This window comes from Peloplasma aerotolerans, assembly GCF_030012175.1.
Taxonomy (GTDB): Bacteria; Bacillota_I; Bacilli_A; order Acholeplasmatales; family Acholeplasmataceae; genus Peloplasma; species Peloplasma aerotolerans.
In genome coordinates, this window is the sequence record NZ_JASCXW010000001.1 from 100,938 (window position 1) to 116,361 (window position 15,424).

General features: G+C 32.5%; 15 protein-coding genes and 1 other RNA gene. 2 read left to right on the forward strand and 14 right to left on the reverse strand.

What is annotated here, in order from left to right; genetic code table 11:
* Positions 1-14: 14 nt before the first annotated feature.
* Positions 15-1,283, reverse strand: a complete 1,269-nt coding sequence (locus QJ521_RS00450) for an HlyC/CorC family transporter (RefSeq protein WP_282838405.1) — start codon at positions 1,281-1,283, stop codon at positions 15-17.
* An 11-nt stretch (positions 1,284-1,294) separates the two neighbouring features.
* The gene (locus QJ521_RS00455; RefSeq protein WP_282838406.1) at positions 1,295-2,602 is read right to left on the reverse strand and encodes a hemolysin family protein; all 1,308 of its coding nucleotides are present in this window, start codon (positions 2,600-2,602) and stop codon (positions 1,295-1,297) included.
* A gap of 435 nt (positions 2,603-3,037) precedes the next feature.
* Between QJ521_RS00455 and QJ521_RS00460 the strand changes: the two genes are divergently transcribed.
* Positions 3,038-4,039 carry a calcium/sodium antiporter gene (locus QJ521_RS00460; protein WP_282838407.1) on the forward strand — a complete coding sequence of 334 codons (1,002 nt, stop codon included), beginning with the start codon at positions 3,038-3,040 and terminating at the stop codon, positions 4,037-4,039.
* Positions 4,040-4,113: 74 nt separating this feature from the next.
* Here QJ521_RS00460 and rnpB read toward each other — a convergent pair.
* From rnpB to QJ521_RS00505, 9 genes are all read right to left on the reverse strand, one after another.
* An RNA gene (rnpB, locus tag QJ521_RS00465) (RNase P RNA component class B) lies at positions 4,114-4,446 on the reverse strand.
* A gap of 39 nt (positions 4,447-4,485) precedes the next feature.
* Positions 4,486-5,112: a 50S ribosomal protein L25 gene (locus tag QJ521_RS00470; protein ID WP_282838408.1), complete on the reverse strand. Its 627-nt coding sequence runs from the start codon at positions 5,110-5,112 to the stop codon at positions 4,486-4,488.
* 148 nt (positions 5,113-5,260) lie between these two features.
* On the reverse strand, positions 5,261-7,393 hold the full coding sequence (locus tag QJ521_RS00475) for a polyribonucleotide nucleotidyltransferase (protein WP_282838409.1): 2,133 nt from the start codon (positions 7,391-7,393) through the stop codon (positions 5,261-5,263).
* Between the two features lie 117 nt (positions 7,394-7,510).
* A complete protein-coding gene (gene rpsO / locus QJ521_RS00480; protein ID WP_282838410.1) occupies positions 7,511-7,780 on the reverse strand; it encodes a 30S ribosomal protein S15 in 270 nt (89 codons plus the stop codon).
* A 111-nt stretch (positions 7,781-7,891) separates the two neighbouring features.
* Positions 7,892-8,215 carry a cyclic-di-AMP receptor gene (locus tag QJ521_RS00485; protein WP_282838412.1) on the reverse strand — a complete coding sequence of 108 codons (324 nt, stop codon included), beginning with the start codon at positions 8,213-8,215 and terminating at the stop codon, positions 7,892-7,894.
* Between the two features lie 36 nt (positions 8,216-8,251).
* Positions 8,252-9,142: a bifunctional riboflavin kinase/FAD synthetase gene (locus tag QJ521_RS00490; RefSeq protein WP_282838413.1), complete on the reverse strand. Its 891-nt coding sequence runs from the start codon at positions 9,140-9,142 to the stop codon at positions 8,252-8,254.
* A gap of 8 nt (positions 9,143-9,150) precedes the next feature.
* Positions 9,151-9,999: a tRNA pseudouridine(55) synthase TruB gene (gene truB, locus QJ521_RS00495; protein ID WP_282838415.1), complete on the reverse strand. Its 849-nt coding sequence runs from the start codon at positions 9,997-9,999 to the stop codon at positions 9,151-9,153.
* 61 nt (positions 10,000-10,060) lie between these two features.
* Positions 10,061-10,369 (reverse strand): thioredoxin, encoded by a 309-nt coding sequence (gene trxA / locus QJ521_RS00500; RefSeq protein WP_282838417.1) that lies wholly within the window; start codon positions 10,367-10,369, stop codon positions 10,061-10,063.
* Positions 10,370-10,446: 77 nt separating this feature from the next.
* Positions 10,447-12,768, reverse strand: a complete 2,322-nt coding sequence (locus tag QJ521_RS00505; RefSeq protein ID WP_282838418.1) for an endonuclease MutS2 — start codon at positions 12,766-12,768, stop codon at positions 10,447-10,449.
* A gap of 57 nt (positions 12,769-12,825) precedes the next feature.
* Here QJ521_RS00505 and rnhC point away from each other — a divergent pair, with 57 nt between their 5' ends.
* Positions 12,826-13,683 carry a ribonuclease HIII gene (gene rnhC, locus QJ521_RS00510; RefSeq protein ID WP_282838419.1) on the forward strand — a complete coding sequence of 286 codons (858 nt, stop codon included), beginning with the start codon at positions 12,826-12,828 and terminating at the stop codon, positions 13,681-13,683.
* Here rnhC and QJ521_RS00515 read toward each other — a convergent pair.
* The 3 genes from QJ521_RS00515 to QJ521_RS00525 are packed head-to-tail and all read right to left on the reverse strand — an operon-like array spanning position 13,661 to position 15,386.
* On the reverse strand, positions 13,661-14,581 hold the full coding sequence (locus tag QJ521_RS00515) for an RluA family pseudouridine synthase (protein ID WP_282838420.1): 921 nt from the start codon (positions 14,579-14,581) through the stop codon (positions 13,661-13,663). The two genes, rnhC and QJ521_RS00515, sit on opposite strands and share 23 nt — an antisense overlap.
* Entirely contained in the window at positions 14,562-15,071 is a 510-nt protein-coding gene (locus QJ521_RS00520) for a signal peptidase II (RefSeq protein ID WP_282838422.1), read from the reverse strand. Before QJ521_RS00520 ends, QJ521_RS00515 begins: the two co-directional genes overlap by 20 nt.
* Positions 15,072-15,080: 9 nt before the next feature.
* Positions 15,081-15,386: a hypothetical protein gene (locus QJ521_RS00525; protein WP_282838423.1), complete on the reverse strand. Its 306-nt coding sequence runs from the start codon at positions 15,384-15,386 to the stop codon at positions 15,081-15,083.
* Positions 15,387-15,424 lie beyond the last annotated feature (38 nt).

A 15,424-nucleotide genomic window follows, 5' to 3' on the forward strand; every position in this document is an offset into this window, starting at 1 on the left:
TAGAGTTAAAAACTCTATTCTTCCATATTTTCCTTTGTTTTAGGTAAAACTTCTATATTAACTTCAAGAACTCTTTTCGTATCTGCACTTGTCACTGTAATCTTGAAATTTTTATACTCAAACATATCACCAATAACTGGAATTCTTCCTAACTCATCAAGAACCCAACCGTTAACTGTAGAATATTCTAACTCGTCTTCGTCTTCATCGATATGGAGCTGCTCGAATACATCTTCTAGATCAGCTGTTCCCTTAACTCGATAATTGTTTTCATCAATTTCATTTATTTGTTCGACAATTTCATCATGCTCATCCCAAATATCACCAACAATTTCTTCTAAGATATCTTCCATTGTCACGACACCTAGCGTTCCCCCAAATTCATCTTTTACAATTGCCATATGTGATTTATGTTCTTTAAGCATTTCTAATAAATTCGTAACACGCATATATTCTGTAACAAAAACTGGAGGTTTTATAATCGAATCTAGTGGTTCTTTATCGATTAAAACTTTATTATAGTAATCCTTATGATTGATTGTTCCAACAATATGATCGATATTGGTCCCATATACTGGTAATCTAGAATACCCTGAATGTTTAAATGCATGAGTTATTTTTTTATAATCATCTTTTTCATTCACAGCAATAACTTTAACCCGTGGAGTGAAAATATCTTCTACTTTTAAATCATCAAAATCGATAACACTACGAATTAACTCACCTTCGTTTTCGTTAATCCCACCTTCTTGTTGAACTTCAGATACATAAGTTAAAAGTTCATCTTCAGTAATAGCCGGCTCTTTCTTAAATTTAAACCATTTATTCATTAACTTCTGAATTAAGCCAAAAATTAAGTTTAGCGGCATTAAGAGATAGATAAAAAACACTAAAATTGGTGTCACTGCAATCGCAAATTGTTCTGGCATTTTTTTAGCAATACTTTTTGGTGTTATTTCACCAAAAATAAGAACTAATGTTGTCATAACAGCTGTAGAAATGGTTACACCTGCATTTCCCCAATATTGAACAAATAACACTGTAGCAAGCGATGCAGCAGCAATATTTACGATATTATTTCCGATTAAGATTGTTGTTAATACTTTCTCAAAATCATATGTTAAAGCTAAAGTTTTATTAGCTCTATGTTCTTTATTTTGAATGCGATGTTTCAATTTAATAGGATTTAGTGATGAAAAAGCTGTCTCAGTTGCAGAAAAAAATGATGACAACAAGATCAATACTGCAAGTATACCTATTTTTATAAACTCTTCTTTACCCATAATACCTCACTCTACAATGCATCATTGCTATCTTCAAAGATTTCTGGTCTTGTAACTTTTATCTTAGAAATCACTTTATCTTCTGCTTTAATCACTTCAAATGTAAACTGATTATATACGATTGATACATGCTCATTTTCTTCAGGAAATCTTCCTAACTGCCCTAACATAAAACCACTTAATGTATCATAATCATCGACTGGTAGATTCGCATCTAAGAAATCTTCAGCGTCATGAATATTGATTAACCCATGAATTTCATAAACTAAATCATCAACTTGTTTAATCTCATCTTCATCAATATCGTACTCATCAAATATATTACCAACGATTTCTTCTATTAAATCTTCAATCGTTACAATACCTGCCGTCCCACCATATTCATCAAGTACAATAGCGATATGGTTTTTTTGCTGTTGCATTTCTTTAAAAAGTTCACTTGTATTTTTTGATTCAGGAATAAAATAAGGTGGTCTAAGTAATGCTCTAATTGAAAATGTTTCTTCATTGTTATCTATGTATTTAAGTAAATCTTTAACGTGCAAAGTTCCAACAATATGATCGATATCTTTCTCATACACTGGAAATCTTGTGAATTGCTCCTTACTTACATATTCAAATAATTCCTTTTTAGTTGCATTAACATCTAATGCAGATATTTCAGTACGATGTGTCATAATATCATCGACATCAGTATCACTGAAATCAAATATATTTTGAATCATTTCACTTTCTTGTTCATCGATATTTCCGGTTTTACTACTTTCCTCAACAATTGTTCTAATTTCTTCTTCAGTAACCGTTCTAGTCCCTTCGTTTGGTGCCAATCCAACTAACCGACCTACAAGGCTTGAAAGCTTGTCAAGAACCCAAACAAACGGTGAAATAAATTTAGTCATTGAAGTGACAAAACCAATCGTTCCATAAGCGATTTGATTAGGGTATTTATTGGCTAATCTTGTTGGAATCATTTGACCCAAAACAACGTGAAAAACAAGCAATATCAAAGCTATAATTGTAATAACTAATGGCTCAACAATCGGGTTCGTTACATTAAACCAACTGATAACATGAAGACTAAATGTATCTAAGGCAATCGCACCATTAACAATGGCTATTAATGTTATAAGAACTCTTAACGTTGTAATATAACTTTTAGGGTTTTCTGTATATCGTTGAACTTTTAAAGCTCTTTTATTTCCGGTTTCTGCATCAACATTAACTTTGTTGTCACTAATCGCAACCAAAGCGACTTCTGATGCTGCAAAAACAGCAGACATAATAATCAAAAAGAGCATGAAAACACTAGATGTTATCATATATGCTCCTCACTCTCTAAACAAAAAAAGACACCAAAAAAAGCGTCATGCTCATTCGTTTTAAGACTCGGATATATTGGATCGTCGATCCTACTACTGCAATCTTCCATTTTAGTTGTTCAGTCCTCCATCACATGGTGATAGATATATCATACTATTTTTTGTCGTATAAGTCAATAAAATGATTGGATTAAGAGCCAGAATAACATTATTTTATTTAATATTGTCATGTGTTATAAAGTATGCTAAAATAGAGACATGAAGGGGAGTAGTTAGCCCTAAATTAATCGTCAGTACGGTTGAAAAACCCGGTTAATTTCAAGTATACCTTGTAACGAGACCTTCAAGACTTTTTTCTTGTCTTGAATGGTTTTTATTTATATATGGGAAAGACAAAAGTCAATCAAATTATCAGATCATCAGGAGGTTAACATTTTGGATATATTTATTCATATTTTGTTTTTACTTGTGGGATTTGCTTTTCTAATAAAAGGTGCAGACTTCTTTATCGTCTCATCTGTGTCCATTGCAAAAAAACTAAATGTTTCTCCTTTAATTATTGGTTTAACATTAGTCGCATTTGGTACTAGTTTACCTGAGTTGGCAGTGAGTTTTGCAGCATCCATTTCAGCTAGAGCAGCTGGGACAACAGCTGACATTGCAATGGGTAATGTCATTGGTTCTAATGTTGCTAATTTAACGTTGATTTTAGGTTTCAGTGCGATTATGATGCCAATTGCTGTTAGAAAATCCATGCACAAACAAGAGTTCCCATTTTTAGTTATTATTACGATATTAATCTCAGTACTTGCATTCTTTTTTCAAAGTGATGCACAAATCGTTTGGTGGGAATCACTAATTTTACTTTTATTCTTTGCTTTTTATATGTATTTAATGTTTAGAACTAAACGAACGCCTTCTGAGGTTGATGAGATACACGTTGTTGACACTAAAAAAGCTATTGTTTTGTTACTTATTGGTTTAGGTGGTGTATCATTAGGCGGATATTTAGTTACTACTGGTGCTGAGTTTATAGCCATTGAACTCTTGGTTTCTGCATTTTCAATGAATATATCAAGAGCAACGACACTTGTTGGTTTATCGATTGTCGCATTAGGTACATCACTTCCAGAACTTGTAACATCCATTATGGCAGCTAAAAAAGGTGAAGGTGAAATTGCATTAGGTAACGTTATTGGATCGAATGTATTTAATACGCTTCTTATCGTAGGTCTAGCTGGATTAGTGACACCATTAGGGCTTAACAATGATGTCTTAATTGATACAGTCTTACTGATTGGTATAACTGCAATAACCATTTTCTTTTGTATCACGGGTAGTAAAATATCAAAACTTGAAGGTTATATCTTACTAGGTATTTACTTCTCATATATTTTGTATATCATCCTTAGAGCATTAAGTATTCTACCATTTTAATCAAACAAACCTCCACATGGAGGTTTTTTTTTACATAAGAAAAAGGTCCCGCGAGGGACCTAATTTTTGTCAATGTTCATAAGCCATGTTCTGTTCCCTTAAAAAGGGTGTGACCATTTATCTCTACATAAGTAGCGTATATCGATTTTGATTCATCTATATACGTGCCCCTACCAAATTTGGGTTGCTAGCTTGAGGGGTTTACCGCGTTTCATCTATTTATTTCTAAATAGCTCGTCTCTGTGGCACATTAAGTCTAGATCATAGTTTCCCTTAGATCATCGATCGCCGTTACGATTTCTCGTACCCTAGGTTATGATTTCCCTAGGCACAAACACTACATCCATCTCAGGATGTGCTAGCATGGACTTTCCTAACCTGTTAAAACAGGCTCGATCACTTCCACTGACTGAATTATTATATCATATTCATTTTTGAATTGATAGTTACTCTTTTTCTTTTGTATCTTCTTCTTGAGCTTCTTGTTCTTCTCTAATCATATCGCCTAATGCATCTGTATCTTCAGTAACTTCTTCTTCCTCAACGATATGAACTTCCTTCATGACAACGATTGCCTTATCAGGATCTTCTTTTAATGTGACATTTTCACCAATGACTAAGTCTTTGACATAAACAACATCACCCAATACAAGGTTTGATACATCAATGTCAATATGTGACATACCTTGACCTGGAACGTATTCAGCTACAATCTCATTTAATTGTAAATCTGGATATACATCAGTGTCATGAAATTGCTCTTTACCGATCAATTCAATACGAATGTGTGCTGAAATCTTTTCAGTAGCGGTAACACGATGTAAATCAAAGTGTATGATTTCACTAGGCTTTAAAATATTTGATTGAAAGTTTTTAATGTATACGTTATGTGTTTTCCCATCAAGTTTTGCTTTAAATGTCATACTTGTTCCAAATTCTTTTAATGCATTTTTAAAGTCTTTATCTAGTGCTTGTACAGAAGTCGATTGAATTGATTTTCCATACATAACACCAGGTACATAACCTTGTTTTCTTACTTCTCTTAATTTCTGAGTTCTTAATTCTAATTTCATATTAGTGCTCCTTTTATTGTTCTCCATAATATTATATCATTTTTATCATTTGTTGTAAATTAACAAACATAAATACTTTAAATATAAAGGCTTAATAAGGCCGTTTTGTTAAAAAATGAAGTTCATTGAACTTCATTTTCTATTGTTTTTATTTGGCAACCAATGCATCTTTTCTTGATAAATCAACTCTACCTTTGTCATCGATACCTATACATTTAACTAAAATTTGATCTCCAACTGATACGATATCCTCAACTTTTTCGACACGTTCTTTAGCTAATCTAGAGATGTGAACAAGACCTTCTGTTCCTGGCCATAACTCAACAAAGCAACCGAATTTTTCAACTCTTGTAACTTTACCTTCATAGATTTCGCCAACAATAGCTACTCTAACTAATTGCTTGATTTTTTCTGCTGCCTTAAGTAACCATGCGCGATCGTAATGCATTAAGAATACACGTCCATCTTGTTCAATATCAATTTTAACTTGATTGTTATCTTCGATAATTTGAGTAATAATTTTTCCACCAGCACCGATAACATCTCTAATCTTATCAGGATTGATTTGAATCATCATCACCTTAGGTGCATATTGAGACAATTCTTCACGTACTGTAGGTATTGTTTCGTTCATATGATCAAGAATGTGCAATCTAGCAATTCTTGCTTGTTCTAATGCTTCTTTTAAGATTTCTTTAGTAATCCCTGAAATCTTAATATCCATTTGAAGCGCTGTAATACCATCTTTAGTACCAGCAACTTTGAAGTCCATATCACCTTCATGATCTTCCATTCCTTGGATATCACTTAAAATCGTATAATGTTTACCTTCCATGATTAAACCCATTGCAATACCTGCAACTGGAGCTTTAATTGGTACACCTGCTGCCATTAATGCTAGTGAACCAGCACAAATAGTTGCTTGTGAACTAGAACCGTTAGATTCTAATATTTCAGATACGATACGAATTGAATATGGGAACTCTTCTTCATTTGGTAAAACTTGAAGTAATGCACGTTCTCCAAGTGCTCCATGTCCAACTTCACGACGTCCTACGAAACCGTAACGACCTGTTTCTCCAACACTAAATGGTGGGAAGTTGTAATGTAACATGAAACGTTTTCTATCTTCTAAACCAAGTCCATCAATGATTTGATTTTCACCTAATGAACCTAATGTTACAACTCCTAAAGCTTGTGTTTGACCACGAGTAAATAGTGCTGAACCATGTGTTCTAGGTAATACATCAACTCTAGAAAATAAGGGTCTGATTTCATCAACTTTACGACCATCTGGACGTACTTTGTCTTCAGTAATCAATCTTCTTAGTTCTTTTGTTACGATTTGATTTAATGTTTTTTCAACTTGTTCTAAATATTCTTTTTGAGCTTTTTCATCGTAAACTTTGATGCCATCAATTTCTTTAAAAAACGACTTTTTAGAGAAATGTTCTACAGTTTCTTCTGTAATTGCATCTAGTGCTTGATATCTTTCTAATTTATCAAAAATAGATACTGCTTTAACCAAACGTTTTTCTGCAAAGTTAGAAACATCTTTTTGAATATCTTCAGGGATCGCAAAATCATCAAATGCCATTTTTTCCTTAGGATTTTCTGCTTGAATCTTTTCTTGGAATGCAACTAATTCTTTAATCGCTTCATGTGCAAACATCATAGCATCTAACATAACATCTTCAGCGATTTGTTTTGCACCTGCTTCAACCATGTTGATCGCAGTTTTTGTCCCAGCAACAATCAAATCAATATCACTTAATAATTCTTGTTCCGGTGTTGGATTGATGATAAATTCTCCATCAATACGACCAACCATTACAGCTGCTACTGGACCATTAAATGGAATGTTAGAAATACCTAATACTAGGGATGAACCTAGCATTGCAGCCATTTCAGTAGTACATTGTGGATCACTAGATAATACCGTATTAATGATTTGTACGTCATGCTTGAATCCTTCTGGAAACAATGGACGAAGTGGTCTATCAATCAAACGAGAAGTTAATGTCTCGTGTTCTGATGGTCTACCTTCTCTTCTTAAAAATCCTCCAGGAATCTTACCTGCTGCATAAAGCTTCTCTTGATAAACTACCATTAAAGGGAAAAAATCTTGAGCTGAAGCTTCACTTTTTGCTGTTACAACACTTAATACTGTAGAGTCTCCGTAAGTTATCAATGCAGCACCATTTGCCTGCTTTGCTACCTCACCAATTTCGACACGTAGAACTCTACCGCCAAGCGTCGTTTCATAAATTTTTCTTTCCATGATATAAAATCTCCTTCATTTTATATGTCTATTTTCTTATCTATAGCCTTATATATATTACCACAAAAACACCTAGATGTATAGAAATTAAAAAAAAAGATTGCATAAGCAACCTTTTTACCGACGTAATCCTAATTTTTGTATCAATTGTTGATAACGATCAACATCTTTACTACGTAAGTACTTAAGTAAACGACGTCTTTGCCCAATCTTCATATAAAGACCGCGACGTGAATGGAAATCATGAATGTGAATTTGTAAGTGAGCGTTTAAATCAGCAATTTCTTGACTAAGAACTGCGATTTGAACTTCTGGCGAACCAGTGTCACCTTCTTTGGTTGCGTATTTCTTAATGATTTCTGTCTTCTTTTCTTTTAATAGTGCCATATGATGTATTCTTCCTTTCTCGAATAACTAAAGATTGGGTTGGCTTTCCCTAATCCTTGTTACCGCCTTTTATATTGTAGCATTTTTTTGTTTAAATGCAACGATATTCAATTATATTTTTACAAATTGGTCTACATTGACCACAAATACAGTTGCTCCTCCTACTTCAACCTCAATTGGTAGAGCAGAGAATGAACCAAATTCGTTTACGATTGTGTTTGGTACCAGTTTTGTACGTTTTTTACTGTGTGCTTCGATAATTTCCAAGGCTTGTGGAACTTTTTCATCATTGACACCAATGAGGAATGTCACATTACCAGCTCTTAAGAAACCACCTGTAGTTGACAAGCGAGTTGAAAAGAATCTGTCTTTCACTAATGCTTTTTGAACTTTGTTTGCATCATCATTGGATACAATAGCAATGATCAACTTCATAATACCACCTCGTTATAATTATTATAGCATATTTTTTTAAATTGTTAATTTCCGTACTGAAGTTTCATCTTTTTTTAGTTGTTCTATCAGTTCATTTCGGGATTTAAACTTCAATTCGTTGCGTAAGTAGTGCATAAATACGATATTTATGTTTTTACCATAAATGTTTTTGTTAAAATCTAGGATGTAGATTTCAAGCCTTTTTTCAAAGGTAAAATTTAAAGTCGGATTATTTCCGATGTTCGCCATTGCATGATACCAAACATCATCAACAAGTACTTTTACATAGTATACACCACTCATTGGTAAAAAGTAATGATCATAATCAATATTCGCTGTTGGAAAACCTAATTTATGACCGACTTTGTTACCATGAACGACATAACCTTTTATATGATAGTGACGATTTAACAGCTTTCTTGCTGATCCCAGGTCTCCTGTTGATAAAAAGTCTTTAATATACGTAGTAGAGACTCTTGTGTGGTTATATACGAGATCAGGAACGACATCAACTATAAAATATCTTTTTAAATCTTGGATTGTGCCCTCTCCACGATACCCAAACCGTGCATCACGTCCGATGACTAATCTTTTAACATTGATACCTCGTAAAAAATCGATAAAATCTTTTGTCGATAACTCTGAAAATTTCGAATCAAAATCAACAATAAATGCGTAATCTAATGGGTATCTTGCGAATAACTCTATTTTGTCATCTTTTTGGGTTAGTGTACGAAAAGGTTGTTTTCTCAAAACTAATGAAGGATGTGGATCAAATGTTAATACAGCATGTTTAGTATCTTTATAAGACAAAACACGCTCAATAAGCTGTTGATGACCTAAATGTAAGCCATCAAAATTACCTAGCGTTAATGTTAATGCATCTGTATTTTGTATTAAATTGTAAGCTGCGGAAATAATTTTCATGTAAACTCCTAAAAAATAAGCATAGGTTTATATTTGTTAAGCCCAATAACATCATAAAATGCAATCATTTGATTATGCTCATCAATAACAATAAAAGGCTTGTTTATCGTTGTTTGTCTTTCATCAAGATATACACCATTCTTTACTAATTTTATCATATAATCGTTTAATGCAATTTTTGGATATGTCTTGAAGTAATCATTTAAAGATATTAAATGTTCTGGCGCTACATTTTCAATCGTTTTTGCATCTTTAAGATGATAATTACCAATAGATAAACGATTTAATGATGATAATGCAGCAAACGTATTAAGTTTTTTAGCTAAATCAACAGCTAAGCTTCTAATATAAGTACCTTTAGAAACTGATGTATAAAAACCAAATTGATTAGTGCTCAATTTGGACTTCATATCAAACTCATAAATTTGGACTTCTCTAGTATCTCTTTCAACATCTAGACCTTTTCTAGCAAGTTGATAAAGTTTTTGACCATCTACTTTTATCGCAGAATACATTGGTGGTAATTGCTGATATCTACCTTTAAGTGAATCCATTGCATTCTTTAAGTCTTCTTCATTAAAAAGAGGTTCTTTTTCATCCATGATTTGACCGGTTGTATCATATGTGTCATAATGCTTGCCAAAAACAATAGTCCCCTCATATGCTTTATCTAAATCTGAAAACATATACGCAAGTTTAGTCGCTTTACCAAGGCATAAAATCAAAAGACCACAAGCAAATGGATCTAAGGTTCCTGTATGACCAATTTTATCAACATGAAGCTTTTTCTTAATCTTGAAAACGACATCATGTGATGTCAATCCTTTAGGCTTATTAATTAATAAGAATCCATCCATGATATCACCATATCTATTATACTAAATTTATAACAATAAAAAAAGCACCAAAGTGCTTTAATTATTTGTATTGATCCATCCAAGCAGAAATTCTTTCTTTTGGTTGATATCCACTTTGACGATCTACTTCTTCTCCATCTTTGTATAAAACAACTGTAGGAACGCTACGAATACCAGCTTCGATTGCTTGTGTTCTATAAAGATCGATGTCTAAGCGGTAAAACTTAATTTCTTGCATCTCAGTACTTAAAGCATCTAAAACTGGTTTAAGCATCTTACATGGTCCACACCATGTTGCATAATACTGAACAACAACTAACCCTTGTTGTCCAATGACTTCTTGATACTCTTGTCCTTGATATTCAATCATTCAATTTTCCTCATTTCTTTATCAATTTTATATATCTCATTATATGCTATATAAGTGATTAATTCAAGCCTTTCGCATTATTTTAGGGTAATAATAGTAACCCCATTTAATCCTTCTCCCTCACCGCCAAATCGATGAGTTTTAACATATGGAGAACTCTTGATATAATCATATACAGCTTTCCTGACTGCTCCGCTACCGAAGCCATGAATAACTCTTAAAGATGATAAGCCGCTAAGTAAAGCACGATCGATAGCTTGTTCCATCGCATCTTTAACTTCTTCGAATCTATAGCCTCTTAAATCAAGCTCAAGTTTTGCATTTCTTTCTGGTGTTTCTCCTTGTGTTGTCTTTACTGGTTGTACTCGCTTTTTTGAATCTATCTTAGGTTGTTCTTTTCTCAAATTTGATGCTTGAAACTCTAGATCGAATTTTCCAAAGATGACTCGATACTCATCATTTTTAATTGATTCTATTTTACCATATTGTTGATAAGGAATGATATAAACTTCGTCACCAATTTTTAATTCATCGATGAATCGATGTGATTGATCTGGATCTATACCTTGATTTATTTGGTGTTTCAAGGCTGCAACTTCTGGTTTTGATAGTTCTTGCTTATTTTGAAGTTCCTTGATAAGATCCCTGACTTCATCTTTTAAATCATCCCATTTTTTCTGTTCTTTTATCTTAATGTTTTCGATAATTCTTTCTTGATCTTTCATTAACTTTTCGCGAGATAGTTGATATTCTTGCTTCGCTGTTTTAAGTTCATTAATCTCTTGACCGAGCTTTTCTTTTTGCTTTTCAATATATAGCATTTCATCATTTAACTTTTCCATCACTTTGGCCAAGTCAGTTTGTCTGCCTTGATAAACTGTTTCAGCATCAGCAACAACTTCTTCTTTTAACCCTAATCGTCTTGCAATTAAGAAAGCATGTGATGATCCTGTTGTTCCCATTTGAAGATAATATAATGGTTTTAAAGTTTTTTTGTCAAAGGCTACTGAAGCAGTTCCCATATGACTCTGTTCATAAGCATAGCTTTTTAGTTCAGAATAATGAGTAGTTACCATCATCCGAACATCAAATGATTTAAAATAATTTAATAAAGCTATTGCTAAAGAAACACCTTCATTAGGATCTGTACCACTTCCGATTTCATCTAAAAGAACTAAAGTATTATCTTGAACATGGTTAATCATTTCTATAATCTTATTTAAATGTGATGAAAATGTTGATAAAGATTGTAAGATGGATTGCTCATCACCAATATCTGCGAACACTTGATCAAATATAGCGATATTTGAAGCTTCATTTGCTGGTATTAGAATACCAGATTGTGTCATTAATGTTAATAACCCAACGGTTTTTAAAGCTACTGTTTTACCACCTGTATTTGGACCTGTTATCAAAAGCGTTTTAAAATCTTTATTCAGCTCCATCTGAATAGGTATCGCTGTTTTTTGATCTAATAAGGGGTGTTTTGCCTTAATTAATGAAATCGTTCCTTCAGTATTTACTTTGGGTTTCACGGCATTTAATAAAATGCCATATTGTGCTTTTGCTGAAATGAAATCAAATGTTAAAAATAAATCTAAGTTATCCTTTAAAGATGCGTGAGCTTGGTGTACTTCTTCACTCATCATTGCAATAATTTTCTGAATTTCTTTTTCCTGTTGGATTTTTAATTGCTCAATTTCTGCTGTGATTTGTCTAGTAGCTTCTGGTTCGATATAAACTGTTTGCTTACTAGATGAAACATCATGGATAACACCTTTAATTCGATTCTTAAATGTATCTTTTACTGGAATGCAATACCGTTCATTACGAATAACAATAACCATTTCATTTAAATATGAACTATATGTTGTTAAAAGTTTCTGTAATTTATCTTGAAGATTTTTATCAAATCTACTCAAATCTCTTCTAATTTTTAGCAGCTCTGGTGTTGCATCATCCAATATTTGTCCATCTTCATCTATTTTAGATTGAATATACTCTAATAATCTTTCATGTGAATGTAGAGATGAAAAATACTCAGATAAAGACAATGTTGATATCTTATTTTTTTGAATCTCTTTATAGTATTTTAATATATCTCTTTCCATAACTAAAAACAATCTAATATAGAGTAATTCCTGAATTGAAAAAACACGGTCCATACCTGCATATTTCAACAATTCATGGACATCATAATCTTCAATTAACGGTAAAAGACCAGCTCTTTGGATAAGCGTGGTCATGTCCATGACTTCATCAAGCTGCTTATTAATCATAACTAAATCTGTCATAGGTTCTATGTTTAGAATTTCATTTCTAATCGTATCCGATTTGGCATATTTAGAAATCATATCCAAAATTTGGGGTAATTCTAATGTTTTTGTCATGAATCGCATAAGTAACACCTTTTTTTCGTTTTTTATGGTATAATATACTTTGATAGGAGATTTTAAATGAAACATTATACTATATCTGTTACAGATAGCGAACTAGAAAAACTCAATCGTGTATATCAATATCACCAAATAGAGGATAATAACCCCTATTTGCTTTTTCATGCTGTTCATAATGGCATCGATATTCTTGCATATAAGACCGGAAAGGTGTTAATGCAAGGTAAGGAAGTCACTCATGAATTAGTATCAATTAAAACTCATCTAAATCGTGAAGATTATGCAGCAATCGGATCAGATGAAGTTGGTACTGGTGATGTCTTCGGACCTATTGTGGTTTGTGCAGCATACGCAAGTGAAACAGACATTACATATTTAGAAAGTCTTAACGTAAGAGATTCTAAAAATATGAATGATAAAGCAATTATTGCTGTTGCACCTAAAATTGCAAAGCGTTTGATTCACTCATTACTTATTTTAACACCTAAGAAGTATAACTCATTAGTAGCAAAAGGTTATAACTTAAATAAAATAAAGGCGTTGCTTCATAATCAAGCAATTGTCAAGACTTCTTCTAAGTTAAAAGAAACAGTCCCTGTAATTGTTGACCAATTCTGCACACCTCAATTATACTTTAATTATATTAAAGATGAAACCCTAATTTATAGAGATATTGATTTTCATGTTAGGGCTGAACAAATTCACTTAAGTGTTGCTGCAGCTTCAATCGTAGCAAGATATGCATTTTTAGTGAAAATGAATGAATATAGTGAAAAAGTTGGAGTGACATTACTCAAAGGTGCAAGTAAAGAAGTTGATGAACAAATTAATGAACTTCATGACAAGAAGGGATTACAAACTTTAGGTTTGATCGCGAAAATGAATTTCAAAAATATTACGAAACAGAATCTTTCTTAAGTTCCGTTATAAAATCTGTAAACACTTGGGGCAACTCGGCTGTAAAAGTCATTTGCTCTTTTTTTGTCGGATGCATGAAGGATAGTTTTTGAGCATGTAAAAACTGACCAGTTGAGCCAACAACTTCTTTTGGACCATAGATTGGGTCACCTACAACAGGATGGTTAATGTAAGCCATGTGCACTCTGATTTGATGTGTTCTTCCAGTTTCCAATTTACATGATACTAAAGTATACTTACCATATCTTTCAAGAACTTTAAAATGTGTTATTGCTTTTTTTCCACCTGAAATAACAGCCATTTTTAATCTGTTTTTAGGATGTCTTTGAATCGGGGCTGTGATTGTTCCTTCAGTTTCTGTGAAATCACCATAAACTAAAGCAATGTATTCTCTTTCAATCTCATGAAGTGCTAAATCGGAACTCAAAGATTGATGTGCTGTATCATTTTTAGCTACAACAAGCAATCCTGAAGTATCTTTATCAATGCGATGAACGATTCCTGGTCGAATAATTCCATTGATTGAACTTAACTCATCTACTTGATGAAGTAATCCATGTACTAAAGTAGGTTCATGATAAGACGAAGCAGGATGAACAACCATTCCTTGAGGTTTATTAATCACTAATAAGTCATCATCTTCATAAACAATATCAAGGTTTAAATCGACTGCTTTTAAGTCCAGTTCTTTCGCTTCGATTTCTTCTATTTGAATAAAATCATCAGTTTTAAGTGTATAACCTGTTTTAACTTTTTGATCATTAACCGTTACAAAACCATCTTTAATGGCATGTTGAACATAACTTCTACTTTGATTAGTATAATAGTTTTCAAGTAAAAAAAGGTCTAAGCGAAGACCTTGATACTCTTCTTTAACTTTAATGACTCTCTTGGACATTGATTTTCTCCTTCTTTAATCTTTTAGGTTCTAAAAAGAATAAATCAATAGAAAACAAAACAATAGCCGCACTTAAAAATAAGTCAGCGAAATTATTATGAAAACTACCATATCTTCCTAAAATCATTTCTAGAAATGGATAATGCATAAAATCGATAACATAAGCATGCATTGCACGGTCGATTGCATTACCAAAGGTTCCACCAATAAATAAAGCGATAGCAATACTATATGCTTTTTTATTTTTAAAATCTGATGATAAAAATAAATATCCAAAAATACCTAGGGCAAAAACAGTAATGATCATAAATGTAAACTGCTCTCCTGCAAGTATATTTAAAGATGCACCGTCATTTTCTACATATCCAAATTCAAGAATATAGGGGATAAATGTTCGTCCCGAAGTTCCAGCAAATGCAGCTTGTGCGGCATATTTAGTTGTTTGATCGATGATAATACATAATATAATGATAATTAATCCGATAAGCATAGTATTCTCCTAAAATATTATTGATAAGACAACGATACCAACAACTAAGAAAAATGTTGCTACCATGGTACTTTCTGTTAGTTGTGGTAATAAAGTGTTGATGTTTTTAATTTTATCGTGATAACTCTTTAATAGTCTGTAATAAAAGAAATAATATAAAAAACTCCATCCCATAATGATGATAACCAAAAAAATTGATAAAATAAATGTAAGTTTAGTATATATAAACATATTGACAACCACCAAAACGGGGATTGCTATCGAAAATAATGACAACACGAGTGCACCAGCAACTGATTTTAGAACGCTTTTCATTGTTGTCTCTCGATCAATTAACCTTAACAGCTTTTTAT

Excerpts from the sequence above, each read along its gene's own strand:
- QJ521_RS00450 (WP_282838405.1), bottom strand. The coding sequence starts at position 1,283 with ATGGGTAAAGAAGAGTTTATAAAAATAGGTATACTTGCAGTATTGATC.
- QJ521_RS00455 (WP_282838406.1), bottom strand. The coding sequence starts at position 2,602 with ATGATAACATCTAGTGTTTTCATGCTCTTTTTGATTATTATGTCTGCT.
- QJ521_RS00470 (WP_282838408.1), bottom strand. The coding sequence starts at position 5,112 with ATGAAATTAGAATTAAGAACTCAGAAATTAAGAGAAGTAAGAAAACAA.
- QJ521_RS00475 (WP_282838409.1), bottom strand. The coding sequence starts at position 7,393 with ATGGAAAGAAAAATTTATGAAACGACGCTTGGCGGTAGAGTTCTACGT.
- rpsO (WP_282838410.1), bottom strand. The coding sequence starts at position 7,780 with ATGGCACTATTAAAAGAAAAGAAGACAGAAATCATTAAGAAATACGCA.
- QJ521_RS00485 (WP_282838412.1), bottom strand. The coding sequence starts at position 8,215 with ATGAAGTTGATCATTGCTATTGTATCCAATGATGATGCAAACAAAGTT.
- QJ521_RS00490 (WP_282838413.1), bottom strand. The coding sequence starts at position 9,142 with ATGAAAATTATTTCCGCAGCTTACAATTTAATACAAAATACAGATGCA.
- truB (WP_282838415.1), bottom strand. The coding sequence starts at position 9,999 with ATGGATGGATTCTTATTAATTAATAAGCCTAAAGGATTGACATCACAT.
- trxA (WP_282838417.1), bottom strand. The coding sequence starts at position 10,369 with ATGATTGAATATCAAGGACAAGAGTATCAAGAAGTCATTGGACAACAA.
- QJ521_RS00505 (WP_282838418.1), bottom strand. The coding sequence starts at position 12,768 with ATGCGATTCATGACAAAAACATTAGAATTACCCCAAATTTTGGATATG.
- rnhC (WP_282838419.1), top strand. The coding sequence starts at position 12,826 with ATGAAACATTATACTATATCTGTTACAGATAGCGAACTAGAAAAACTC.
- QJ521_RS00515 (WP_282838420.1), bottom strand. The coding sequence starts at position 14,581 with ATGTCCAAGAGAGTCATTAAAGTTAAAGAAGAGTATCAAGGTCTTCGC.
- QJ521_RS00520 (WP_282838422.1), bottom strand. The coding sequence starts at position 15,071 with ATGCTTATCGGATTAATTATCATTATATTATGTATTATCATCGATCAA.
- QJ521_RS00525 (WP_282838423.1), bottom strand. The coding sequence starts at position 15,386 with ATGAAAAGCGTTCTAAAATCAGTTGCTGGTGCACTCGTGTTGTCATTA.